The sequence below is a fragment of the Dorea sp. OM07-5 genome (assembly GCF_003481355.1).
Lineage (GTDB): Bacteria > Bacillota > Clostridia > Lachnospirales > Lachnospiraceae > Dorea_D > Dorea_D hominis.
This window is the reverse complement of the sequence record NZ_QUKZ01000002.1, coordinates 181,692-205,857: the sequence shown is the minus strand read 5'-3', so window position 1 is coordinate 205,857 and position 24,166 is coordinate 181,692. Positions and strand designations below refer to the sequence as shown.

Below are 24,166 nucleotides of genomic sequence, written 5' to 3'. Positions count from 1 at the left end.
AGGAGATACAATATTTTATGAGTAAAAAACCAACAGTTTTAATGATTTTGGATGGTTATGGATTAAATGAGAATACAAACGGTAATGCAGTCGCGCAGGCAGCCACACCGGTTATGGATAAATTAATGGCAGAATATCCTTTTGTAAAAGGAAATGCAAGCGGAATGGCAGTAGGTCTTCCGGATGGACAGATGGGTAACTCAGAAGTCGGACATCTGAATATGGGAGCCGGAAGAATCGTATATCAGGATCTGACAAAGATCACAAAAGCAATCCAGGATGGAGACTTCTTTGAAAATAAAGCGCTTCTTGCTGCGTGCGAGAATGTGAAGAATAATGGCAGCGCACTGCATCTTTTCGGACTGGTATCTGATGGTGGAGTACACAGTCATAATTCACATATTTACGGACTTCTGGAACTGGCAAAGAGACAGGGCATCGAGAAAGTATATGTACACTGCTTCCTGGATGGACGTGACACACCACCGGCATCCGGTAAAGAATATGTAGAAGAACTGGAAGCTAAGATGAAAGAAATCGGTGTAGGTAAAGTTGCATCGGTTATGGGACGTTACTATGCTATGGATCGTGATAACCGCTGGGATCGTGTCGAGAAAGCATACCGTGCACTTGTCTGCGGTGAAGGCGAGCAGGCAGTAAGCGGACCGGAAGGAATCAAGGCTTCTTACGACAAAGATACAACAGATGAATTTGTTCTGCCGACCGTTGTTGTTGAAGACGGGAAACCGGTTGCAACGATTAAAAATGATGATTCTGTTATTTTCTTTAACTTCCGTCCGGATCGTGCAAGAGAGATCACAAGAACTTTCTGCGATGACGCATTTGACGGATTTGAAAGAGGTGACAGAGTAAAGACAACATTTGTATGCTTTACAGAATATGATGTTACGATCGAAAATAAACTGGTTGCATTTGTCAAAGAAGAGATTACAAATACATTCGGTGAGTATCTGGCTGCACACGGTCTGAAACAGGCACGTATTGCAGAGACAGAGAAATATGCACATGTAACATTCTTTTTCAATGGCGGAGTGGAAGAACCGAATGAGGGCGAAGACAGAATCCTCGTTAAATCTCCAAAAGTAGCAACTTATGATCTGAAACCGGAGATGAGTGCATACGAAGTATGCGACAAATTAACAACTGCGATCAAATCTGATAAGTATGATGTTATCATCATCAACTTTGCAAATCCGGATATGGTAGGACATACCGGAGTACAGGAAGCTGCGATTAAGGCAGTGGAAGCAGTTGATGAGTGTGTTGGCAAGGCAGTGGAAGCTTTGAAAGAAGTTAACGGACAGATGTTCATCTGTGCTGATCACGGAAATGCAGAACAGCTCATTGATTATGAGACAGGAGAACCATTTACCGCCCACACAACAAACCCGGTACCGTTTATCCTTGTAAATGCTGATCCGGCTTACAAATTAAGAGAAGGTGGATGCCTGGCTGATATCGCTCCAACACTGATCGAATTAATGGGTATGGAGCAGCCAAAAGAGATGAATGGCGCTTCTTTACTGGTGAAATAATGAACCGTGATACATGTAAATACATTGCAATTCTGACAATGGTTTGCAATCATATTGCCCGGATGTTCTTGACACCGGGCAATTTTTTATATGAGAGCTTAAGCGACATCGGATATTTTGCAGCAATGACCATGTGCTATTTTCTTGTGGAAGGGTATTATTACACGAGAAGCCGGAAAAATTATGCAGGAAGATTACTTGTTTTTGCAGTCCTTTCGCAGATCCCATATAGTATGGCGTTTCGGGATGGACAGTTAAATATGCTGTTTACATTGCTTCTATGTCTGGCGGTTCCGGAGCTTATGGAACGCCCGATGGCAGAGTGGGAGCACAGGATTTCTCTGGTTCTGATTTTTACAACCAGTTTCTTTTGTTGTTGGAAATTAATTGCGCCACTTGGCGTGTATTTATTTGTCCGTTATCGTGGTAGGAAAAAAGAGCTTGCAAAGAGTTATGTGATCGTAGTAATTTTATTTATGATTTTAAATTTCAGTACCTATATAAGTGTGCATGGAATGTTTAAAGCGGCATGCCTCGCCTGCGGAAACGGACTTGGAATCGCCTTGTCCGGGATTATACTTTTGTGCTATTATAATGGAAATCAGATGACAAAGTTCAGAAAATGGAACCGGTGGTTTTTCTATATATTTTATCCGGTGCATTTGCTGATTCTATGTCTGATCCGCTATATGATAAAATAAATCAGGGGGAAGAAGCTCATGGAATATAACACATTTTTATTTGACCTGGACGGGACATTAATTGATTCGTCAGAAGGGATTATCAATTCAGTTATTTATGCGTTGAAGAAATTCGGAATCGAGGAGACGGAACGTGAGAAACTGCATGCGTTTATCGGACCGCCGCTTACGGATTCTTTTACAAAATATTATGGATTTTCTGAAGAAGATAGCTGGAAAGCGGTTGTCGCTTACCGCGAGTATTATCAGGACAAAGGCATTTTTGAGTGTAAGCTGTATGATGGGATACCTGATGTGCTGAAAGCCGTTAAACAAGCAGGAAAAAAAGCTCTGGTGGTAACTTCCAAACCGGAAGTATATGCAAAACAGATTATGGATCATTTCTCGCTTACGCCGTATTTCACATGCGTTGCCGGAATGGAACTGGATGGTGGCAGAGGGACGAAGGCGGAAGTGATAGAATATGCTTTTCGTGAAAATGGCATTACAGATCTGAAAAATGTGCTTATGATCGGAGACAGAGAATATGATGTTATCGGCGCGCATAAGATTGGAATAGACTGTCTTGGCATTTTATATGGATTCGGAGACAAAGAAGAATTTGCACAGGCAGGAGCCGATTATGTAGAGGCAGATGTTGCGGATATACTGAAATATGTATGATGTCGTAATTTCTGGTGTAATTGGAAATAAAAAATGACACAGAGAATAAATTAAAAGTAATTTTTCTCTGTGTCGTTTTTATATTGAAACTTTATTACTGATTTAAATTCTTATTAGCCGTAGACAGCATCAGTTTGATACGGTTCAGCTGGTTTACTTCACTGGCGCCCGGATCAAAGTCGATAGCGACAATGTTGGACTGTGGGTAGCGTCTGCGCAGTTCCTTGATAACGCCTTTTCCTACGACGTGGTTTGGCAGGCAGGCAAACGGCTGTGTACACACAATGTTCGGTGCGTCACTGTGGATCAACTCTAACATCTCGCCGGTCAGGAACCAGCCTTCACCGGTCTGGTTTCCGAGAGATACGATCTTGGAAGCCATCTTGCCAAGATTTTCGATCTTAGCAGGTGGATCGAAGTGTTTACTTGCTTTAAATGCCTCGGTTGCCGGTGCACGAAACCACTCCAGTGCCTTGATACCAAGATTGCCGAGTGTGGCTTTGGATTTCTTAAATCCAAGTTTTTCTACCTTGAAGTTCTGGTTGTAGAAGCAATAAAGCAGGAAGTCCAGAAGATCCGGAACAACAGCTTCGGCACCTTCACCTTCCAGAAGTTCTACAAGATAGTTGTTTGCCGCCGGAAGGAATTTGACAAGAATTTCTCCAACAACACCGACACGCGGTTTCTTAATATCCAACAGTTTAATGTTGTTGTCAAAGTCTTCGATGATTTCACGGCACAGTTTCTTGAATTTGCGTCTGGACGGATATCCGGAAGATAAGAAGTCAATGCAGACTTTCTTCCATTTTTCATGCATGGCATTTACAGCACCTTTTTCGGCTTCGTAAGGGCGAAGTCTGTAAGTACATTTCATGAAAATATCTCCAAATATAGCCGCATATACGCCACGGAGTGCGAGAGAAGGTGTAATCTTAAATCCAGGGTTGCCTTCCAGTCCGCTTAAGTTGATGGAAATTACCGGAATGTGTGCATAACCGGCTTTCTTAAGGGCACGGCGGATAAATCCGATATAGTTCGAAGCACGGCATCCACCACCGGTCTGGCTGATGATCACAGCAATCTTTTCAGTATCGTATTTGCCGGAAAGAATTGCCTCCATGATCTGGCCGACAACCATCAGAGATGGGTAACATGCATCATTATTTACATATTTAAGTCCTACGTCAACAGCCTGTTTGTTGTCATTCGGAAGTACTTCGATGTTATATCCGGAAGCACGGAATGCAGGCTCCAGAAGTTCAAAGTGGATTGGTGACATCTGCGGGCAGAGGATCGTATAGTCTTTACGCATTTCCTTTGTGAAGGAAACTTTCTTGATCGCGGAAGACTGGATATGTCTTTCGTCTTTTCTCTGTTCTCTGACACGGATCGCAGCCAGCAGAGAGCGGACACGGATACGTGCAGCACCTAAGTTATTTACTTCGTCAATCTTCAGAGAAGTATAAATCTTATCTGAATTTGTAAGGATCTCAGCAACCTGATCTGTCGTAACAGCATCTAGTCCACAGCCGAAAGAGTTAAGTTGGATGAGATCCAGATTATCTACTGTCTTCACATAGTTTGCGGCTGCGTAAAGGCGGGAATGATACATCCACTGATCCATAACATTTAATGGACGCTCGACAGGATTCAGATGAGAGATCGAATCTTCTGTCAGAACTGCAATGTTATAGGAGTTGATCAGTTCCGGGATACCGTGGTTGACTTCCGGATCAATGTGATATGGACGTCCTGCAAGGACAATGCCGCGGTTGCCGGTCTCTTTAAGAAATTTAATTGTCTCTTCGCCTTTTCTGCGCATATCTTCACGACATGCTTTTAATTCTTCCCATGCTGCATGTACAGCAGTGCCGATCTCAGCTCCGGAAATATCAAATCTTTCGCAGAGTTCTTCTTTTAAACGATAGCGGATCGTCTCTTCGCTTTGCAGGGAAAGGAACGGATGAATGAAATTCACTTCGCCCTGGACGATCGCATCAATATTATTCTTAATATTCTCCGGGTAGGAGGTTACGATCGGACAGTTATAGTGGTTATTTGCTTCTTCGAACTCATTGCGCTCATAAGGAATACTTGGATAGAAAATATTCTGTACGCCCTGGTTGATCAGCCACTGTACATGTCCGTGCGCAAGTTTCGCCGGATAACATTCGGATTCACTCGGTATGGACTCAATTCCCAGTTCATAAATCTTACGTGTAGAAGCAGGAGAGAGTACAACGGAAAATCCTAATGTATTGAAAAATGTAAACCAGAACGGATAGTTTTCATACATATTCAGTACACGTGGGATACCGATCGTACCGCGTTTTGCATCCTCGGCTTTTAATGGTTCATAATTAAAATAACGTTCTAATTTGTAAGCAAAAAGGTTTGGAAGGTTATTTTTTGATTTTTCTTTGCCCAGTCCTTTTTCACAGCGGTTTCCTGTAATAAATCTGCGTCCGCCGCTGAAATGATTGATCGTCAGACGGCAGTTATTTGTACATCCTCGACATTTAGTCATTGTTGTAGAGTATTCCAGCGCTTCAATGTCCTCAATGGAAAGCATCGTAGTACCTTCACAGTCAACATAACGTTCTCTGGCAATGAGGGCAGCTCCGAATGCTCCCATGATACCGGCAATATCCGGACGTACGGCTTCGCAGTTTGCGATTTTCTCAAAACTTCTGAGAACGGCATTGTTATAGAAAGTTCCTCCCTGCACAACAATATGCTCACCGAGCTCGGATGCGTCGGAAACTTTGATTACTTTAAACAATGCGTTTTTGATAACGGAATAAGCAAGACCGGCAGAAATATCGGAAACTTCTGCGCCCTCTTTCTGCGCCTGTTTTACTTTGGAATTCATAAATACCGTACAGCGGGTTCCGAGGTCGATCGGATTTCTTGCAAATAATGCTTCCTGTGCAAAATCTTCTACACTGTAGTTCAATGATTTTGCAAATGTCTCGATGAAAGAACCGCATCCGGAAGAGCATGCTTCATTGAGCTGTACACTGTCAACTGTATGGTTCTTGATCTTAATACATTTCATATCCTGACCACCGATGTCAAGGATACAGTCTACATCCGGTTCAAAAAAGGATGCAGCATAGTAGTGGGAAACTGTCTCTACTTCTCCCTCGTCCAGCAGAAGAGCAGCTTTGATCAGCGCTTCGCCATATCCGGTCGAGCAGGAGTGAACAATCTCAACACCTTCCGGCAGTTTACTGTAAATATCCTTGATCGCACGGATTGTTGTACCAAGCGGATCTCCTTCGTTATTATGATAGAAAGAATAAAGCAGTGTGCCGTCTTCGCCGACAAGAGCAGCCTTTGTAGTTGTTGAACCGGCATCGATTCCCAGGAATGCTTTTCCTTTATAAGAGGCAAGGTCGCCCATCGGTACCTGGTCTTTGTCGTGACGTTCTTTAAATTCTTTGAAATCCTGTTCCGTTGCAAATAATGGTTCCATACGTTCTACTTCAAATTCCATCTGGATCTTGCCTTCCAGACGCTTTTGCATCTCCTGTAAGGAAACGTGCAGGTCTTTTTTTGAATTCAGTGCAGAACCAATCGCTGCAAATAAATGTGAATGGTGAGGAGCAATCGTATGCTCATCATCCAGTTTTAAAGTACGGATAAATGCTGCCTTTAACTCGGAAAGGAAGTGTAACGGTCCACCTAAGAAGGCAACGTGACCACGAATCGGCTTTCCGCAGGCAAGACCACTGATGGTCTGGTTGACAACAGCCTGAAAAATAGAAGCAGCCAGGTCTTCTTTGGAGGCTCCTTCGTTAATAAGTGGCTGGATATCCGATTTGGCAAATACACCGCATCTTGCGGCAATCGTGTAAAGCGCCTGATAATTCTTTGCATATTCATTAAGACCAGAAGCATCTGTCTGTAACAGAGAAGCCATCTGATCAATGAAAGAACCGGTACCACCGGCGCAGACACCGTTCATACGCTGCTCTACATTGCCGCCTTCAAAATAAATAATCTTAGCATCTTCTCCGCCAAGCTCGATCGCAACGTCTGTCTGTGGTGCGTAATCCTGTAATGCTGTAGATACGGCAATAACTTCCTGGACGAACGGCACTTTCAGATGTTTGGCAAGTGTCAGTCCGCCGGAACCGGTAATGACCGGGGATGCGTAAACAGGTCCGACTTTATAAATGGCACGTCCTAACAGATCGGACAGTGTCTCCTGGATATTAGCAAAATGTCTCTCATAATCAGAAAAGACTACTTCATTATCAGAATCTAACAAAGCAATCTTCACGGTAGTAGAACCAATATCGATCCCCAGTGTGTATACTTCGTTTTGGCTCATAATATGTACTCCTTATCTAGTTAAATATATGTATTCTTTCTTATTAAATGCATGTTAGCTTAATAGACTGTAACATTATACGACAAAAAAATCAAAAAGACAATTAACAAATGTTATAGAATTGTAAAAAAGCTGTGAAACTTATATGACAGAATTGACAAACATTTTTGAAGCCGTTAGAATGAGAGTCATGATAAGAAAAAGGAGTATAGAAGATTAGATTATGAACTGGTTAGATAAATTAGAGAGAAAGTTTGGCAGGTATGCCATTGACAATCTGATGCTTTACATAGTAATATTGTATGGTTTCGGGTTTATACTTGACATGGTGAATCCAACATTTTATTCTACATGGCTGAGCCTGGATGCTCCGGCAATCTTACATGGTCAGGTGTGGAGAGTTATTACATTTATTATTGATCCGCCGAGTACAAGCCTTATCTGGGTGGCATTTGCATTAATGCTGTATTATTTTATCGGAAAGCAGCTTGAAGCAGCATGGGGAGCGTTCCGATTTAATGTATATTTCTTTGCGGGAGTACTGTTCCATGTGATTGCAGCGATCCTTGTCTATCTGATTACAGGTATTTCCATGCATCTTGATACAGCGTATCTGAATATGTCGCTGTTTTTTGTATTCGCATTTCTGTATCCGGACGTACAGTTCCTGGTATGGTTTGTCATTCCGGTAAAAGCAAAATGGCTTGCATGGCTTGACGGTGCATTTTTCCTTTACGGGATTGCACAGGCGTTTATTCCAAGTTATGGCGGAAATGCCGTTTATGGCATTTATTATAAAGCAAATGCGCTTGCTGCATTTGTGTCGATTCTTAACTTCCTGCTGTTTTTCTTGAGTTCAAGAAAGACAAGAGCATACAGCCCGAAGCAGATGAAACGCAAGAGAGATTTTCAGAAGAATGTAAGACAGGCGCGTTCGACACAGAATCCGTATGCGACAGGTGGTGCAAAGCACAGATGTGCAGTATGCGGGCGGACCGAATTAGATGATCCGAATCTTGAATTTCGGTATTGTTCAAAATGCCACGGCAACTATGAATATTGCCAGGAGCATTTGTTCACACATATACATGTTCAGTAAATGAACAATAGTAAATTTAGTAAATGAAGTAAATGGGAAAGGATGAAGAGGTTTATTATGAAGAAAACAAAGATTGTATGCACAATGGGACCAAATACAAATAACGAAGATACAATGCGTGCACTTGTACGCAATGGAATGGATATTGCAAGATTTAATTTTTCACACGGAGATCATGAAGAGCAGAAGTTCCGTATGGATATGCTGAAGAGAATCCGTGAAGAAGAAGGCAAGCCGATCGCAATCCTCCTGGATACAAAGGGACCGGAGATCCGTACCGGTGTTCTGAAAGACGGTAAGAAAGTACATTTAAAAGAAGGCGAGACATTTACTCTGACAACAACAGAATGTGTTGGAGATGAGACAAAGACTTACATCACATACGAAGGACTTGTCAATGACGTGCAGATCGGAAGTACAATTTTGATCGATGACGGACTGATCGAACTGAAAGTTAAAGACAAAGGAAATGATGAGATTGTCTGTAAAGTCATCAACGGTGGTGAGCTTGGTGAGAAGAAGGGAGTCAACGTGCCGAATGTACCGGTCAGACTTCCGGCTATTACAGAAAAAGACAGAGACGATATCAAATTCGGTGTAGAACAGGGTGTTGATTTTATCGCAGCGTCTTTTGTAAGAAATGCAGAGTGTATTTTGGAAATCAAAGCAGTATTGAAGCAGTGCAATGCACCTTATATTCCAATCATTGCAAAGATTGAGAACGCAGAAGGAATTAAGAATATTGATGAGATCATCCGCTGCGCAGATGGAATCATGGTTGCCCGTGGAGATCTTGGTGTAGAGATTCCGGCAGAAGAAGTTCCGTATTTACAGAAATTGATGATCCAGAAATGTAATGATAATTTTAAACCGGTTATTACTGCAACACAGATGCTGGATTCCATGATTCGTAACCCACGTCCGACAAGAGCGGAAGTGACAGATGTTGCCAATGCTGTATATGATGGAACAGATGCAGTAATGTTATCCGGTGAGACTGCACAGGGTAAATATCCGGTTGAGGCATTGCAGATGATGGTCCACATTGTAGAAAGCACAGAAGAGCATCTGGAATACGATTCTATTCTGAGAAAAGCGGAAGAACACCGTATGAAGAGTGCATCCAGCGCATTGGGACATGCAACCGTTACAACAGCAACGAACTTAAGAGCGAAATGCATTATTACTCCGACTGTATCCGGAGCAACTGCAAGAGTGGTATCCAAGTTCAAACCAAAGACAAATATCATCGGTGTAAGCCCGAACGAGGCAACTCTCCGCAGAATGCAGATTTACTGGGGGGTACAGCCACTGAAATCTATCGAAGTAACGACAACAGAAGATATCTGTACAGGGGCGATTGATCTTGTATGCGCAAAACAGCTTGCAGAGACAGGAGATATCGTAATCCTGACAGCAGGAATCCCTTCTCCAAATGTTGGAGCACAGAAGAGCGGATTCAGTAATATGATGCGTATTGCAATTATTGATTAAGATTATATTATATTCTATTCTATATGTGAACAAGTGGGATATTGCAGTTAAGCAAAGCGTGAAGCAATCTGCAAGTATTCAGATAACAAATATTTAGAAGTAGAAGTGAAAAAGGATAAACGAATGACGGTAACCAGAGTAACCGCCATCGTTTATCCTTTTTTGATAAAATTTTCCAGTAGTATCCGTTGACATACGATAAAATATGCTATATAGTGTTCCTGTGGAGAACTACTAAAGAATAAAGGTGGAGTTATGGAACATACATCATTTGTTGAAAGATTAATGGATTTTGGACTGACCAGACAGGAGGCCGGTATTTACGAGTGCTTGCTCAGAGAAGGCAAAACAACCGGATATGAAGTCGCGAAACAGCTTGGAATTTCCCGGTCGAATGCTTACAATTCGCTGGCGAGCATGACAGAGAAGGGTGCGGCATATCTAGTTGAAGAAGGTACAACTAAGAAATACGTTCCGGTTGTGCTGGATGAGTTTTGCAAGAACCGTATCCGGCATATGGAAGAGAACAAGAAGTGGCTGTGCAAGCACAGACCGCTGGAGAAGGAGCATGTCGAAGGATATATTACGATCGAAGGTTCGGAAAATGTGCTGGATAAGATGCGTAACCTGCTGGAAGATGCCAGAGAACGGGTGTACGTATCCTGTACACGTAACTATCTGCTCCTATTTGTAAAAGAGTTAGAAGAGCTGATTGATGCGAAGAGAAAAGTTGTGATCGTTACGGATCAGCCGGTCAACTACGAAGGAGCAAAGGTTTATATCGGTGAACAGCGAGGCACATCAATCGGTGTGATCACAGATTCTAAGTATGTACTGACCGGAGAATATGGGGAAGGCAGTATGAATACATGCCTCTATTCCGGACAGAAGAACTTTGTTGAGTTATATAAACGTACACTGGCGAATGAAATAGAATTACTTGCAATGAAGAAGGAGAATGAGAAGCGATGAAAAAAGTACCATTTGTAACAAAAGAACAGCTTGATGAGATTGTAAAAGAATATCCGACTCCGTTTCATCTTTATGATGAAAAAGGGATCCGCGAGAATGCAAAAGCATTAAAAGAAGCATTTTCATGGAACAAAGGATACAAAGAATATTTTGCTGTAAAGGCAACTCCGAACCCATTCCTGATTAATATTTTGAGAGAATATGGATGCGGATGCGACTGTTCCTCTTATACAGAGTTGATGCTGTCAGAGGCAATCGGAGCAAGAGGAAATGACATCATGTTTTCGTCCAATGATACACCGGCAGAAGAGTTCAAAAAAGCAGAAGAATTAGGTGCGATCATCAACCTGGATGATATTACACATATTGATTTTCTTGAGAAAGCAATCGGACATATTCCGGAGACGATCAGCTGCCGATACAATCCGGGCGGACTTTTCAAAATCAGTAATGACATCATGGACAATCCGGGAGATTCCAAGTATGGAATGACAACGGAGCAGATTTTCGAGGCATTTAAGATTTTGAAAGCAAAAGGTGCGAAAGAATTCGGTATTCATGCATTCCTGGCAAGTAATACCGTTACGAATGAATATTATCCGATGCTTGCGAAAGTTCTTTTTGAAGTGGCTGTCAAATTACAGAAAGAAACAGGCGTTCATATTAAATTTATTAACTTATCCGGTGGTGTCGGTATCCCTTACAACCCGGATCAGGAGCCAAATGACATCCGTGTGATCGGAGAAGGCGTAAGACGTGTGTATGAAGAAGTGCTGACACCGGCAGGAATGGGAGATGTTGAGATTTACACAGAGCTTGGACGTTTCATGATGGGACCGTACGGCTGTCTTGTTACAAAAGCAATCCATGAGAAACATACATACAAAGAATACATTGGTGTAGATGCATGTGCTGTAAACTTAATGCGTCCGGCAATGTACGGTGCTTATCATCATATTACAGTTATGGGCAAAGAGAACAAACCATGCAACTGCAAATATGATGTCACAGGCTCTCTCTGTGAAAATAATGATAAATTTGCAATCGACCGTATGCTCCCGAAGATCGATATTGGAGACCTGCTTGTAATCCATGATACCGGCGCACACGGATTTGCAATGGGATACAATTACAATGGCAAATTAAAATCAGCAGAAGTGTTACTGAAAGAAGACGGCACAGCACAGCTCATTCGACGCGCTGAGACACCAAAGGACTATTTTGCGACATTTGACTGTTTTGATATCGGAAAAAAACTGGTAAAATAAACGGATACATATTGAAAACTTCCATCCTGTAAGGTATCGTAAAGACAGGCTATAAGCGATAGCTTACGGGAAAATGGAGGAAAAAGATATGAGTAGAAAGATGGTTCTTAAAAAATATGGAAGTATTTTCATTGTCTGCATACTGCTTGTGGGACTCCTGTCCGGCTGCGGGATGCGTGAAAAAGACGCAAAAGCCTATGTGACGGCAACACTGGATGCCAGTTATAAAGGGAAGTTCAAGGAATACAAGAAGCAGACAGATGCTACGGAGAAAGAAGTAAAGAACTTATATCAGGAAAATATTGATACGATGATGCAGAGCAGTGGTCTGGACAGTATAGGTGCTTCCGAAAAGATGACAGAGAAGTTCCGCCTGCTGTTTCAGGACATTTTAAAAGCCGCGAATTACAAAGTGCAGAGCGCCGAAAAAACAGACGAGGGGTTCTCGGTGAAAGTAAAAGTGAAACCGCTTAAGTGCTTCTCAGGATTACAGGACGAGCTGACGAAGAAGCTGGAAGCGAAGATGAAGACGTTAAAGAAGATTCCGTCAGACGATAAGCTCAATGAGCTGATGCTGCAGGAAATGTATGATCTCATGGCTGATAAGCTTAAAAATCCGGAGTATGGGAAAGCGGAAGTTCGTAAAGTCCAGATCGAGAAGGACGATGATGGCGTGTATTCCATCCGGGAGAAAGATCTGACTTCGCTGGATGCGGCAATGTTCCCGATGTAGATAAGAAAGGCGGTGGGGATTATGCCATTACAAAAAGAGCATGGTTACACAATTCATGATATTTATGCGCTTCCGGAAGGAAAACGAAGTATATGCAGCTCCATTTGCAGTGTTCCTGAACGAAGATGATACGACTTATGTGGAACCGGATATATCCGTAATATGTGATCCGGATAAACTGGATGATAAGGGATGTAATGGAGCGCCGGACTGGATCGTTGAAGTTGTTTCGCATTCCTTTGGCATGCAGGAGAATTTCATGCAGTATTCTTTTGATGAGATGATACTGGTAGGAATTTATCCGGGATTTGAGATTCGGATAGCGGATTTATTGAAATGATTTGAAATAGTGGAATATGCAAAAACAAGAAGCCTTTATGTAAAGAAAAAGCAGTAATGACAAAAAATCATTACTGCTTTCTTAATACCTGCGGATAGTGGGACTTGAACCCACACGAAGTCACCCTCGCAAGATTTTGAGTCTTGTGCGTCTGCCATTCCGCCATATCCGCATACTTGTTACTCAAAGCAACAAAATTATGATAATGTATTTTGAAACGAATGTCAAGAAAATTCTTTATAAAAATAGAAAAGAGGCTTATAATAATAACGGCAAACGAGAAAAGACAGGGTGGAGGAAAGAAACAGATGAAAATTCGTTTTATTGAGCCGGGCAATCGCCCGTATAAACCCACAATTTTAAATTATTTCGTATATGACCGCTATATCCGCACACCGTCGGTGGGCTTAAATACACTTGCGACGATTGTGAAGCGGGAGTATCCGGATACTTATATGTACAGTGAGTCGATTTCTAAGATTCCGATGAAGGATCTTCAGGATGCGAATATTATATTTATCAGCATTTTTACTTATGCGGCGGTTCGCGGGTATCAGATCGCAACATATTTGAAGGAGCATACGAATGCAACCATTGTGATGGGTGGGTTACATGCATCCATGAATGTGAAAGAAGCAGTGAATTATTGCGACTATGTGATGCTGGGTGAAGGTGATGAGACGATTCTTCCACTTATAAAAATGATACAGGAGAAAAAGAAACCGGATACGGCTGGATACGCCTGGCTGGAAGAGGGAAAATTTTACAGCACAGGAAAGCCGGTTCCGCCGGAAAATATCGATGTGATTCCGGACAGAAGTCTGATTCATAATTATAAGAAGATGACAAAACATATGACGATTTGGCCGCAGGTACATGCCTCTAGAGGATGTCCGCATAACTGCGACTACTGTGCGCTTGTGAAACATTTTGGCAGATGTGTCAGAAAACGTACACCGGAAAATATTATAGAAGATATTAAATATTCCATTGATTTTTTTGAAAAAGGAAATCACAGAATTGTGCAGGATTTGTGGATCACGGATGATAATTTCTTTGCTGACCAGAAATGGGCAATGGAAGTCCTGCATGCGATCATAGACAGCGGAATCAAATATCGTTTTAATATCCAGGCAAGATATGAAGTGGGTTTCGATGATGAGATGTTAGAGCTGTTAAAGAAAGCTGGATTTTTTGAGCTAGATATGGGTATCGAGTTTATTGATGATGCATCTTTTGAAACTTATCACAAAAAGAGTACAAGAAAAGAGATTGAAAAATCTATCCGCAATATCCAGAAACATGGACTGAGCGTGCGTGGATTATTTATTCTTGGGTCGGACAATCAGAAAAAGGGTTGTGGAAAAGAACTGGCGGATTTCGTGATCCGCAATCATATTCAGGGCGTACTGATCCAGAGCATGTATTTTGTACCGGGGACACCGGCATATGAGGCAAATAAAGACCGTCTGATACATAGAAACTGGGCAAAATATAATGGAAATACGGTACATTATCCAAAGCAGATGACACCGTACGAACTTCAGCTTGAACAGATAGATGCCAGCAGACGGATTTATTCCGTGAGACGGCTGATCGGAGCATGGCTTAAAGAAGACTGGATGCATAAAGTTTTATTTACAGGAGAATTTTTCTGGCATATGAGTACCCAGTATGATCTGAAAAAAGAATTGAAAAATCTGCCAAAAGAGAATATGATAGAAAAAGTGAATAAAAATGCAATGGAGGTACTGCATAATGCGTGAAATTGATGTAGCAAAAATTACAGAAGTTGTAGAAAAATTATGCATTCAGGCGAACCAGTTTCTTCCGGAAGATGTGAAAGGTGCAATCGAGAAGTGCCGTGCATGTGAAGACTGGGAGATTGCGCAAGGCGTGTTAGACAATATTATAGAGAATTATGAGATTGCAGGTGCACAGGAAGTACCGATCTGTCAGGATACCGGTATGGCATGTGTCTTCCTTGAAATCGGACAGGATGTACACCTGACAGGCGGTGATCTTACAGAAGCGGTAAATGAAGGCGTAAGAAGAGGATATGACAAGGGTTATCTGCGCAAATCTGTTGTGAAAGATCCTGTGCGCAGAGGAAATACCGGAGATAATACACCGGCAATGCTCTACACGGAGATCGTTCCTGGAGAACAGGTGAAGATCACAGTAGGCCCGAAGGGATTTGGCAGTGAAAATATGAGCCAGATCCGTATGTTCAAGCCATCTGCAGGACTGCAGGGCATCAAAGATTTTATTCTGGAAGTCGTTGAGACAGCAGGACCGAATCCATGTCCGCCAATGGTGATCGGTGTCGGAATCGGAGGTACGTTTGACAAAGCGGCACTTCTTGCGAAGAAAGCGCTGATGCGTCCGGTAGATTCCAAAAATTCGGATCCATACTATGCAGATTTGGAAGAAGAGATGCTTGAAAAGGTCAATGAGCTTGGAATCGGACCACAGGGATTTGGCGGTCGTACGACAGCAATCGGGCTGAATATCGAGACATTGCCAACGCATATCGCAGGTATGCCTTGTGCAGTCAATATCAACTGCCATGTGACCAGACATAAAACGGAGGTGATCTAAAATGGAAAAACATATCACACTTCCTTTGACAGAGGAACTTGCAAAAACATTACATGCCGGAGATACCGTGTATCTGACCGGAACCATTTATACATCAAGAGACGCAGGACACAAGCGGATGTGTGAGGCGCTTGCAAGAGGAGAAGAACTTCCATTTGATCCCAAAAACGCAACGATCTACTATGTCGGACCGACACCCGCAAAACCGGGACATGTGATCGGTTCTGCGGGACCGACAACAAGCGGTCGTATGGATGCGTATGCGCCGACGATGATGTCTGTAGGTGCAAGAGGCATGATTGGAAAAGGTGCCAGACTTCCGGAAGTTGTTGAAGCAATGAAGAAATACAGCGGTGTGTATTTTGGAGCAATCGGAGGCGCCGGAGCACTTCTTGCAAAATGTATCAAAAAAGCAGAATTGATCGCTTATGAAGATCTTGGGGCGGAAGCGCTCCGCAGATTATATGTAGAAGAGATGCCGTTAGTTGTCGTGATAGACAGCGAGGGAAACAACCTTTACGAAGAGGGAAGAGCGGCATATTTACAGAAAAAAGAGAAATAAAGGATGTGAAAGTAAGTTCATGCTACAGTTAAAAAGACAGGTTTCAGAGTCTTATTTCATAGGACTTCTTCTTGCGATTGCAGGAGGCTATCTGGATGTCTATACATATATAAGCCGGGGCGGCGTATTTGCCAATGCACAGACGGGAAATATCGTCCTTCTCGGGATTCATATTGCACAGCAGAATTTTGAAAAAATAACAACGTATACTTTACCGATCCTTGCGTTTATGGTCGGAGTTATGATTACGGAAATTGTAAAACTGAATTTCCGCTACAGCACAAAGATCCACTGGCGTCAGATCGTTATCGCACTGGAGATTCTTGTACTGCTGGCAGTTTCTTTTGTCCCGGAAGGCATTTGCAATGATCTGGTCAATACGGCAGTTTCTTTCGTCTGCTCTATGCAGGTAGAGAGTTTCAGGGCTTTTGGCGGAGGAAAGAAATACGCAACAACGATGTGTACCGGAAACTTAAGGACAGCTACCGAGAATCTTTTTTATTCCGGTGTGCACAGAGACCGGAAAGTACGCAATAACAGTCTTCAGTATTACGGAATTATTGCAGCATTTATCTTCGGCGCAGTTATCAGTACAAAATTGACGACGGGGGTTGGCACAAAATCTGTATATACCGTGTGTATCCTGCTTTTTGTTGTATTTGTCCTGATGTTTATCCAGGCTGAGGAAGAAGAGAAAGAAGAAAAAGAAAAGCACTTTTAAAATCAAAGGATTTGGTGTATAGTATTAAGGTAGCGAAAAAATACATGGAGTGTTGTTTTTATGAGCGAGAAAATAGTTCTGATCGACGGACACAGTATATTGAACAGGGCATTCTATGGGCTTCCGGATCTGACAAATTCAGAGGGGCTTCATACGAATGCCATTTATGGTTTTCTGACGATCATGTTTAAAATATTAGAAGAAGAGAAGCCGGAGTATCTGACGGTGGCCTTTGATGTGCATGCACCGACGTTCCGTCACAAGATGTACGATGCGTACAAAGGAACGCGTAAGCCTATGGCAGAGGAACTGCGTCAGCAGGTTCCGGTGATCAAAGAAGTGTTAAAGGCGATGGGAGTGCGCATTATCGAGCAGCCGGGACTGGAGGCAGATGACCTGCTTGGAACGCTGTCGAGAAGAGCAGAAGAACAGGGCATGGAAGTATCTGTGATTTCCGGTGACAGAGATCTTCTGCAGCTTGCGACAGAGCATGTGAAGATTCGAATCCCGAAGACGAAGCAGGGACGCACCGAAGTGGAAGATTATTATGCGGCAGATGTAAAAGAACGCTATCAGGTGAATCCGGTTGAATTTATCGACCTGAAAGCGCTGATGGGTGACACTGCCGATAATATTCCGGGAGTTCCAAGCATCGGTGAGAAGACAGCGACGAAGATCATTACCGAATATCATTCTATTGAGAATGCACATGAGCATGTGGAAGAGCTGAAGCCACCACGAGCATCCAAGGCGTTAAATGAACACTGGGATCTAGCAGTATTAAGTAAGACTCTGGCGACGATTGAAGTACATGCGGATGTGGAATATGATTTTGAAGAAGCAAAACTGGGTAATCTCTATACGGAAGAGGCTTATGCATATTTCCAGAGATTACAGTTTAAGAACCTGTTATCCCGTTTTGATGTACAGCCAGAAGCGCCATCTATTGAAGAGACTTTCTGTGCGATCGAGACAAAGAAGGAAGCAGAAACATATCTGAAGAAGCTTGAGGAAGCAAAAGTTGTTGGCGCGGCTGTTTACAAAGATACAGAAAATGTATTGCCATTATTTGCCATGCAGGCAGCTCTTGGAGGAGTTGCATTCTGTGCATCACAGGAAAAGACAGCGTTAATTCTTACAGGTGGAGAGATTTCCGCAGAATGGTTATTAGAGCAAGTCTCGCGGATTCAGCAGAAAGCCGGACAATTTGTTGTATTTGATCTGAAAAATGTCATAGCTGAACTGCCGATAGAAAACAGGGCGAATTGTTTTGATGCGACAGTTGCGGCGTATCTTCTGAATCCACTGAAAAGCGATTATATGTATGAAGATGTCGCAAGAGAACAGCTCGGACTTATGATTGATGAGAAAGCAGATGGGAGAACGAAAGCCTGCTATGAAGCATATACAGCATTTGCGGCGAAAGAACCGCTGGAGAATCGTTTAAAAGATACAAAGAGCTGGGAGCTTTTTGAAAACATTGAGATGCCACTTGTATTTACCTTATATGAGATGGAACAAAATGGTGTGAAAGTGGAAGCAGAAGCGCTGAAAGCTTACGGAGATCAGCTTGTTGGTAAGATTACTGAACTGGAAAAAGATATCTACGAGCTTGCGGGAGAAGAGTTCAACATCAATTCACCGAAGCAGCTTGGAGTAATTCTGTTTGAAAAAATGGAACTTCCGGGCGGAAGAAAGACAAAGACCGGATATTCAACTGCGGCGGATGTGCTGGACAAGCTGGCACCGGATTATCCGGTCGTATCAAAAGTACTGGAATACCGACAGCTTACGAAGCTTAAGTCTACGTATGCAGACGGGCTGGCGGGGTACATTCAGGAAGATGGAAGGATCCATGGAAAGTTCCATCAAACAGTGACGGCAACCGGGCGTTTGAGCAGTGCGGAACCAAACCTGCAGAATATACCGGTCAGAGTGGAACTTGGCAGAATGATCCGTAAAGTATTTGTGCCGGAAGAAGGATATGTATTTGTAGATGCTGATTATTCACAGATTGAACTGCGTGTGCTTGCACACTGCTCGCAGGATGAGCAGCTTATCCAGGCATACAGGGAGGAAGCAGACATTCACAGAATTACCGCATCACAGGTATTTCACATTCCGTTCGATGAAGTGACACCGTTGCAGAGAAGAAATGCAAAAGCAGTAAACTTTGGTATTGTATATGGAATCAGTTCCTTTGGCCTCAGCCAGGATCTGAGCATTACGAGAAAAGAAGCGGCAAAATACATCGAAGATTATTTTCAGACATATCCAGGAATCAAAAAGTTTCTGGATGATACAGTCGCACATGCAAAAGAGAACGGATATGTAGTAACACTGTTTGGCAGACGGCGTCCGGTTCCGGAATTATCATCGAGCAATTTCATGCAGCGCTCATTTGGAGAACGTGTGGCGATGAATGCACCGATCCAGGGAACAGCGGCAGATATTATGAAGATTGCCATGATCGGTGTGGGACGCAAACTGAAAGAAGAGCATTTAAAATCAAGACTTGTGCTTCAGGTACACGATGAACTTTTGATCGAAGCGTACGAACCGGAAGTTGAAGAAGTGAAGAAAATCCTGGAAGAAGAGATGGAACATGCGGCTGACCTCCGGGTACCGCTTGAGATAGATATGCATACTGGAACGAATTGGTACGAAGCAAAATAAGAGGTGAAAAGACATGAAGATAATAGGATTAACAGGTGGCGTTGGTTCCGGGAAAACACAGATTCTGGAATATCTGAATGACAAATATGGTGCAACCATCTGTCAGGCTGACAAAGTCGCAAAGCATTTACAGAAAAAAGGAACAGAATGTTATGATCAGATTGTTGCTTATTTCGGAGAAGACATCCTGGATGAGAAGAAAGAGCTGGACCGTGAGAAAATTGCGGATATCGTATTTACAGACAAAGCCAAATTAGAAGCACTCAATGCAATTGTGCATCCGGCTGTAAAGGAAGAGATTAAGAAAAAAATCCGTCATGAAGAGCGGAAGAATACGAATCTGTTTATTCTGGAATCTGCACTTCTGATCGAAGATCATTATGAAGAGGTCTATGACGAACTCTGGTATGTATATGTGAAGACAGAGGTCCGTAAGAACCGTCTGTTTTATTCTAGAGGATACAAGGAATCCAAGATTGATGATATCATGGCTTCCCAGCTTACAAAAGAGCAGTTTATGAAGGAATGTGACAGAGTTATTGACAATAATGGTGTTTTCGCCGAGACAATGATCCAGATCGATCAGATCGTAAAGAATCTGTAACAGTTAAAAGACAGCATGACGGTACATAATAGAAAAAATAACATTGTAAAGAACAGGTGGAAATAACAGATGAGATTATGCAGCATTGCCAGTGGAAGCAGCGGAAACTGTATTTACATAGGAGATGATACTACGCATCTTCTGGTAGACACTGGAATCAGCAAGAAGAGAATTGAAGAAGGCTTGAAAGAGCTGGAGATCAAAGGAGATGAACTACGGGGGATTCTCATTACACATGAACATGTCGATCATATTCAGGGACTGGGTGTATTCAGCAGAAAATATGCAGTTCCTGTTTATGCAACTCATGGAACGATTGAAGGAATCAAAGCCAATAAAAATATTGGCAGGCTTCCGGAAGGTCTTCTGCATGAAGTGCAGGTAGATCAGACATTTCGTCTGGGAGATATGGACATCCGTCCTTTTGCAATTTCCCATGATGCAAATGAACCGTCCGGTTACCGGATTGAGAATGGCAGTAAGTCTGCTGCAGTTGCAACAGACCTTGGAATATATGATGACTATACCATTGAGAACCTTAAAAATCTGAATGGCATTGTACTGGAGGCGAACCACGACATACATATGCTAGAAGTCGGTCCATATCCTTATCCTCTGAAAAGAAGAGTTATGGGCGACAAAGGACATTTATCAAATGAATTGTCAGGGCGCCTTCTTTGTGATATACTGCATGATGATATGTCCGCAGTTGTACTCGGACATCTGAGCAAGGAAAATAATTATGAAAGTCTTGCTTATGAAACTGTGAAACTGGAAGTTACGATGGGAGACAATCCGTACAAGGGAGAAGAACTTCCGATCACAGTTGCAAAAAGAACATCCGTTTCTAACATTATTCAGCTGTAGGAAGAGATGAACAGGCTTTGAAGGAGGACTCGCATATGAAGAAATGTATCATTACAGTAGTTGGAAAAGACAATGTCGGAATTATCGCAAAAGTAACGGCTTATATTGCCGGTGCGAATATACATGTGTCTGCTCCGTTGGGTTAGATATGATCGCAATACCTGGAAAGACAAAAGCAACAACCATTTCCGGGATCATTGCCGATGAGATGGCAATCGGAATGGTGAACCAGAAGACGACAGCGGTTCGTCTCATTCCGGTTATTGGAAAAGATGTAGGAGATGTGGCGCAGTTCGGTGGGTTGTTAGGCTATGCACCGATCATGCCGGTAAACGAATACGACTGCAGTTCATTTGTGAACAGGAAAGGACGTATTCCGGCACCGATCCACAGCTTTAAAAATTAGTGAGGTATAGGTAATGGGAAAAATAGCAATTGTAACAGACAGCAACAGTGGTATTACACAGGAAGAAGCAAAGGAACTGGGAATCCGTGTTGTGCCGATGCCATTTTATATCAATGGGGAACTGTATTACGAAGATATTACACTGACACAGGATGAATTTTATGAAAAACTGGAAACCGGTGCGGATATTTCAACATCTCAACCGTCACCGGGAGATGTTATGGAACTGTGGGAAGAACTGCTAGAGGAGTATGATGAAGTCATTCATATTCCGATGTCCAGCGGACTGAGCAGTTCCTGCGAGAACGCGATCATGCTCGCCAGAGAATTTGAAGGAAAAGTACATGTTGTGGATAACCAGCGTATTTCCGTAACACAACGCCAATCTGTGGAAGACGCCATGATGATGCGCGATAAAGGAATGTCCGGTGAAGAGATCGTCGATGTTCTGATGCGTGAAAAGCTGGAATCCAGCATTTATATTACAGTTGATACTTTGAAATATTTGAAAAAAGGTGGAAGAATCACACCTGCTGCCGCAGCAATCGGAACGGTACTGAATCTGAAACCGGTACTCCAGATCCAAGGCGAGAAACTGGATGCATTTGCAAAAGTGCGCGGATGGAAGGCTGCAAAAAAGACAATGCTGGATGCAATTGACAAGGATATTCATTCCCGTTTCGCAGGAGAAAAGGTTCATCTGGAAGCTGCATATACATGCTCAGAAGAAGAAAAAGACAAATGGATCGCGGAGTTACAGGTGAGATTTCCTGCTTATGAGATTCGCACAGAAAAATTATCTCTGAGCGTGGCATGTCATATCGGTCCTGGAGCAATGGCTGTTGCCTGCAGTAAATATATAGAAGTATAGGTAGCTGGGACGATCAAGACTGGACGACAATATGTGCCATTCGCGGATACTTGGTGGCACATATGAATGGAATAAAGTAATAAAAAGACGATCGCAGTAAAGTGATCGTCTTTCTTTTGCTTTATTCAATTATCTGTGATCGTCAGCTGAAACATCTAAAGAATACCAGCTACTAGTGATTTTTTTGGAAATTATTCGAATAATGAAGTTCGCCATCATTTGTAATAAAAATGGCGTCAACATTATCTAACTGGTTTACCATATTCAGTGCACGGTCATATCCCATCATCAGACAGATGGTACTCAGCGCATCTGCCGTTAGTGATGAATCTGTGATAACAGATACACTGTACAGATCTGTCTTGCATGGCTTTCCGGTTGAAGGCGAGAGCACGTGATGGTAAATCTTTCCGTTCTTTTCAAAATATCGTTCGTAAATGCCACTGGTGACAACAGACTGGTCATCAATCTTTACAGAAGCGATCGCTTCGCCGTTTTTTCCAAATGGCTTCTGGATGCCGATGTGATAATCCGAACCATCCGGCTTGGTACCAATCGTCTGTACATTGCCGCCGAGATTAATCGTCGCGTGTTTCACGCCTTTCTTTTTCAGATAGTCTTTTACGCGGTCTGCAATATAACCTTTGGCGATTCCTCCGAGGTCAATTTTCGCATGTTTGTCTGCCAGCGTAACAGCATTGCCATTTATTATTACATCGTGATAATTGACGTGGGAAAGCTTTTTGTCGATTTTTGCGGAAGATGGTACCTTTTTCTTGCCGGAACGGAAATCCCACAGGCGGGAAACAGAACCGATGGTAATATCAAATTCACTTTTCGAGAACTTTCCATAATAAAGCCCTTTTTTGATCAGACTGATCGTATCGTCCGAAACGGTAACAGCTTTTCCTTTTGCATGATTAATCTTATATACATCGCCTTTTTTGTTGTCCGGTGAGAACATAGCGTCGTATTTCTTACATAATGTTTCGCAGCCCTTGATGACAGAAGTATTGGCAGAATCCAGGATCTGCACCTTAATTGTGGTGTCAAATAATGTGTCACTGTAAGTAAGCCCGCGTTTTCCGGAAAGTCCGGAACAACCGGTCAGAAGAAGTGAAACACACATGGCTGCTGCCGTGATTTTTTTTAGTTTCATAATACACCTCCAGGTCGGCAGTCATAATCTTAAGTTATTATACCATGAAAAATAAGATATGCAATCGAACATGTGATTGCAGTGTTTGATTTCTTGTGTTAGAATGTAACGCAGAGAGGAACGGTGTATATGAAAGAAAAGATGCATTTGAAGAAAAAAGACTGGGTTTTAATTGCGATTATCATTGTTGTAGCGGGTCTTGCCTTCTTTCTCCATAACCTTCTTGGCGCCAAAGGTGCGAATTGCGTTGTGGTGAAAGTAGACGGGAAGATTGAGGGAACCTATTCTCTTGGAGAGGATCAGGAGATTTCCATCAATGGTGGAACGAATACACTTGTGATCAAAAACAACAGAGCGAAGATGAAAGAGGCAGACTGCCCGGATCAACTCTGCGTGAACCAGAAAGCAATTTCAAAAAACAATGAGAGCATTATCTGTCTTCCGAATAAAGTAGTTGTTGAAGTTGAGAGCAGTGAGAACAGTGAATTTGATGCTGTATCAAATTAAGGTATTATAGCAGGAAGGAAGATAAGG

The 24,166-nt window shown here is 42.6% G+C and carries 20 protein-coding genes, 1 tRNA gene and 1 pseudogene; 19 read left to right on the top strand and 3 right to left on the bottom strand.

All coding sequences use genetic code 11. The features are described 5' to 3' along the window. Window positions 1–17: 17 nt before the first annotated feature. Genes gpmI through DXC04_RS02800 form a run of 3 tightly spaced genes read left to right on the top strand, consistent with a single transcriptional unit; the run spans window position 18 to window position 2,920 of the window. Window positions 18–1,556, top strand: a complete 1,539-nt coding sequence (gene gpmI, locus DXC04_RS02810) for a 2,3-bisphosphoglycerate-independent phosphoglycerate mutase (RefSeq protein ID WP_118287853.1) — start codon at window positions 18–20, stop codon at window positions 1,554–1,556. Further along, on the top strand, window positions 1,556–2,257 hold the full coding sequence (locus DXC04_RS02805; protein WP_118659811.1) for a TraX family protein: 702 nt from the start codon (window positions 1,556–1,558) through the stop codon (window positions 2,255–2,257). Before gpmI ends, DXC04_RS02805 begins: the two co-directional genes overlap by 1 nt. Window positions 2,258–2,275: 18 nt before the next feature. Then, window positions 2,276–2,920: an HAD family hydrolase gene (locus DXC04_RS02800; RefSeq protein WP_118659809.1), complete on the top strand. Its 645-nt coding sequence runs from the start codon at window positions 2,276–2,278 to the stop codon at window positions 2,918–2,920. Between the two features lie 94 nt (window positions 2,921–3,014). Here DXC04_RS02800 and DXC04_RS02795 read toward each other — a convergent pair whose 3' ends face one another. Then, window positions 3,015–7,259: a 2-hydroxyacyl-CoA dehydratase gene (locus DXC04_RS02795; RefSeq protein ID WP_118659807.1), complete on the bottom strand. Its 4,245-nt coding sequence runs from the start codon at window positions 7,257–7,259 to the stop codon at window positions 3,015–3,017. 223 nt (window positions 7,260–7,482) lie between these two features. On the opposite strand from DXC04_RS02795, the gene DXC04_RS02790 reads away from it, so the two are divergent. From DXC04_RS02790 to DXC04_RS02765, 6 genes are all read left to right on the top strand, one after another. Continuing rightward, entirely contained in the window at window positions 7,483–8,358 is an 876-nt protein-coding gene (locus tag DXC04_RS02790; protein WP_021860507.1) for a hypothetical protein, read from the top strand. Between the two features lie 57 nt (window positions 8,359–8,415). Then, window positions 8,416–9,852, top strand: a complete 1,437-nt coding sequence (gene pyk, locus DXC04_RS02785) for a pyruvate kinase (RefSeq protein WP_021860506.1) — start codon at window positions 8,416–8,418, stop codon at window positions 9,850–9,852. A gap of 255 nt (window positions 9,853–10,107) precedes the next feature. Continuing rightward, window positions 10,108–10,824, top strand: a complete 717-nt coding sequence (locus DXC04_RS02780) for a TrmB family transcriptional regulator (RefSeq protein ID WP_021860505.1) — start codon at window positions 10,108–10,110, stop codon at window positions 10,822–10,824. Further along, window positions 10,821–12,092, top strand: a complete 1,272-nt coding sequence (locus DXC04_RS02775; RefSeq protein WP_118659805.1) for a diaminopimelate decarboxylase — start codon at window positions 10,821–10,823, stop codon at window positions 12,090–12,092. The genes DXC04_RS02780 and DXC04_RS02775 overlap by 4 nt, the downstream gene beginning before the upstream one ends. An 88-nt stretch (window positions 12,093–12,180) precedes the next feature. Continuing rightward, the gene (locus DXC04_RS02770; RefSeq protein WP_118287858.1) at window positions 12,181–12,825 is read left to right on the top strand and encodes a hypothetical protein; all 645 of its coding nucleotides are present in this window, start codon (window positions 12,181–12,183) and stop codon (window positions 12,823–12,825) included. Window positions 12,826–12,880: 55 nt separating this feature from the next. Beyond that, a complete protein-coding gene (locus DXC04_RS02765) occupies window positions 12,881–13,165 on the top strand; it encodes a Uma2 family endonuclease (RefSeq protein WP_330426410.1) in 285 nt (94 codons plus the stop codon). Window positions 13,166–13,254: 89 nt separating this feature from the next. Here the strand turns inward: DXC04_RS02765 and DXC04_RS02760 are convergent. Then, window positions 13,255–13,337, bottom strand: a tRNA-Leu gene (locus tag DXC04_RS02760). A gap of 136 nt (window positions 13,338–13,473) precedes the next feature. Here DXC04_RS02760 and DXC04_RS02755 point away from each other — a divergent pair. The 9 genes and pseudogenes from DXC04_RS02755 (at window position 13,474) to DXC04_RS02710 (ending at window position 22,473) form a co-directional block, all read left to right on the top strand. Next, entirely contained in the window at window positions 13,474–14,931 is a 1,458-nt protein-coding gene (locus tag DXC04_RS02755) for a B12-binding domain-containing radical SAM protein (RefSeq protein WP_118287859.1), read from the top strand. Beyond that, entirely contained in the window at window positions 14,924–15,766 is an 843-nt protein-coding gene (locus tag DXC04_RS02750; protein WP_117537177.1) for a fumarate hydratase, read from the top strand. The genes DXC04_RS02755 and DXC04_RS02750 overlap by 8 nt, the downstream gene beginning before the upstream one ends. Window position 15,767: 1 nt before the next feature. Further along, on the top strand, window positions 15,768–16,328 hold the full coding sequence (locus DXC04_RS02745; protein WP_117537178.1) for a Fe-S-containing hydro-lyase: 561 nt from the start codon (window positions 15,768–15,770) through the stop codon (window positions 16,326–16,328). Between the two features lie 19 nt (window positions 16,329–16,347). Beyond that, entirely contained in the window at window positions 16,348–17,049 is a 702-nt protein-coding gene (locus tag DXC04_RS02740) for a YoaK family protein (RefSeq protein WP_117537179.1), read from the top strand. A gap of 60 nt (window positions 17,050–17,109) precedes the next feature. Beyond that, a complete protein-coding gene (gene polA, locus DXC04_RS02735; protein ID WP_118659803.1) occupies window positions 17,110–19,725 on the top strand; it encodes a DNA polymerase I in 2,616 nt (871 codons plus the stop codon). A gap of 13 nt (window positions 19,726–19,738) precedes the next feature. After that, window positions 19,739–20,329 carry a dephospho-CoA kinase gene (gene coaE / locus DXC04_RS02730; protein ID WP_021860493.1) on the top strand — a complete coding sequence of 197 codons (591 nt, stop codon included), beginning with the start codon at window positions 19,739–19,741 and terminating at the stop codon, window positions 20,327–20,329. A 69-nt stretch (window positions 20,330–20,398) separates the two neighbouring features. Then, entirely contained in the window at window positions 20,399–21,196 is a 798-nt protein-coding gene (locus tag DXC04_RS02725; RefSeq protein ID WP_118659801.1) for an MBL fold metallo-hydrolase, read from the top strand. Window positions 21,197–21,317: 121 nt separating this feature from the next. Continuing rightward, a pseudogene (locus DXC04_RS02715) lies at window positions 21,318–21,602 on the top strand (DUF711 family protein); the annotation flags it as partial. A 13-nt stretch (window positions 21,603–21,615) separates the two neighbouring features. Then, window positions 21,616–22,473: a DegV family protein gene (locus DXC04_RS02710; protein ID WP_118659799.1), complete on the top strand. Its 858-nt coding sequence runs from the start codon at window positions 21,616–21,618 to the stop codon at window positions 22,471–22,473. Window positions 22,474–22,645: 172 nt separating this feature from the next. Here DXC04_RS02710 and DXC04_RS02705 read toward each other — a convergent pair whose 3' ends face one another. After that, the gene (locus tag DXC04_RS02705) at window positions 22,646–23,632 is read right to left on the bottom strand and encodes an FAD:protein FMN transferase (protein ID WP_021860488.1); all 987 of its coding nucleotides are present in this window, start codon (window positions 23,630–23,632) and stop codon (window positions 22,646–22,648) included. A 129-nt stretch (window positions 23,633–23,761) separates the two neighbouring features. Between DXC04_RS02705 and DXC04_RS02700 the strand changes: the two genes are divergently transcribed. Next, window positions 23,762–24,139 (top strand): NusG domain II-containing protein, encoded by a 378-nt coding sequence (locus tag DXC04_RS02700; RefSeq protein ID WP_021860487.1) that lies wholly within the window; start codon window positions 23,762–23,764, stop codon window positions 24,137–24,139. Window positions 24,140–24,166 lie beyond the last annotated feature (27 nt).

What these genes read in the sequence shown, in the direction of transcription:
- gpmI (WP_118287853.1), top strand. Translation starts at nt 18, where the DNA reads ATGAGTAAAAAACCAACAGTTTTAATGATTTTGGATGGTTATGGATTA.
- DXC04_RS02805 (WP_118659811.1), top strand. Translation starts at nt 1,556, where the DNA reads ATGAACCGTGATACATGTAAATACATTGCAATTCTGACAATGGTTTGC.
- DXC04_RS02800 (WP_118659809.1), top strand. Translation starts at nt 2,276, where the DNA reads ATGGAATATAACACATTTTTATTTGACCTGGACGGGACATTAATTGAT.
- DXC04_RS02795 (WP_118659807.1), bottom strand. Translation starts at nt 7,259, where the DNA reads ATGAGCCAAAACGAAGTATACACACTGGGGATCGATATTGGTTCTACT.
- DXC04_RS02790 (WP_021860507.1), top strand. Translation starts at nt 7,483, where the DNA reads ATGAACTGGTTAGATAAATTAGAGAGAAAGTTTGGCAGGTATGCCATT.
- pyk (WP_021860506.1), top strand. Translation starts at nt 8,416, where the DNA reads ATGAAGAAAACAAAGATTGTATGCACAATGGGACCAAATACAAATAAC.
- DXC04_RS02780 (WP_021860505.1), top strand. Translation starts at nt 10,108, where the DNA reads ATGGAACATACATCATTTGTTGAAAGATTAATGGATTTTGGACTGACC.
- DXC04_RS02775 (WP_118659805.1), top strand. Translation starts at nt 10,821, where the DNA reads ATGAAAAAAGTACCATTTGTAACAAAAGAACAGCTTGATGAGATTGTA.
- DXC04_RS02770 (WP_118287858.1), top strand. Translation starts at nt 12,181, where the DNA reads ATGAGTAGAAAGATGGTTCTTAAAAAATATGGAAGTATTTTCATTGTC.
- DXC04_RS02765 (WP_330426410.1), top strand. Translation starts at nt 12,881, where the DNA reads ATGATATTTATGCGCTTCCGGAAGGAAAACGAAGTATATGCAGCTCCA.
- DXC04_RS02755 (WP_118287859.1), top strand. Translation starts at nt 13,474, where the DNA reads ATGAAAATTCGTTTTATTGAGCCGGGCAATCGCCCGTATAAACCCACA.
- DXC04_RS02750 (WP_117537177.1), top strand. Translation starts at nt 14,924, where the DNA reads ATGCGTGAAATTGATGTAGCAAAAATTACAGAAGTTGTAGAAAAATTA.
- DXC04_RS02745 (WP_117537178.1), top strand. Translation starts at nt 15,768, where the DNA reads ATGGAAAAACATATCACACTTCCTTTGACAGAGGAACTTGCAAAAACA.
- DXC04_RS02740 (WP_117537179.1), top strand. Translation starts at nt 16,348, where the DNA reads ATGCTACAGTTAAAAAGACAGGTTTCAGAGTCTTATTTCATAGGACTT.
- polA (WP_118659803.1), top strand. Translation starts at nt 17,110, where the DNA reads ATGAGCGAGAAAATAGTTCTGATCGACGGACACAGTATATTGAACAGG.
- coaE (WP_021860493.1), top strand. Translation starts at nt 19,739, where the DNA reads ATGAAGATAATAGGATTAACAGGTGGCGTTGGTTCCGGGAAAACACAG.
- DXC04_RS02725 (WP_118659801.1), top strand. Translation starts at nt 20,399, where the DNA reads ATGAGATTATGCAGCATTGCCAGTGGAAGCAGCGGAAACTGTATTTAC.
- DXC04_RS02710 (WP_118659799.1), top strand. Translation starts at nt 21,616, where the DNA reads ATGGGAAAAATAGCAATTGTAACAGACAGCAACAGTGGTATTACACAG.
- DXC04_RS02705 (WP_021860488.1), bottom strand. Translation starts at nt 23,632, where the DNA reads ATGAAACTAAAAAAAATCACGGCAGCAGCCATGTGTGTTTCACTTCTT.
- DXC04_RS02700 (WP_021860487.1), top strand. Translation starts at nt 23,762, where the DNA reads ATGAAAGAAAAGATGCATTTGAAGAAAAAAGACTGGGTTTTAATTGCG.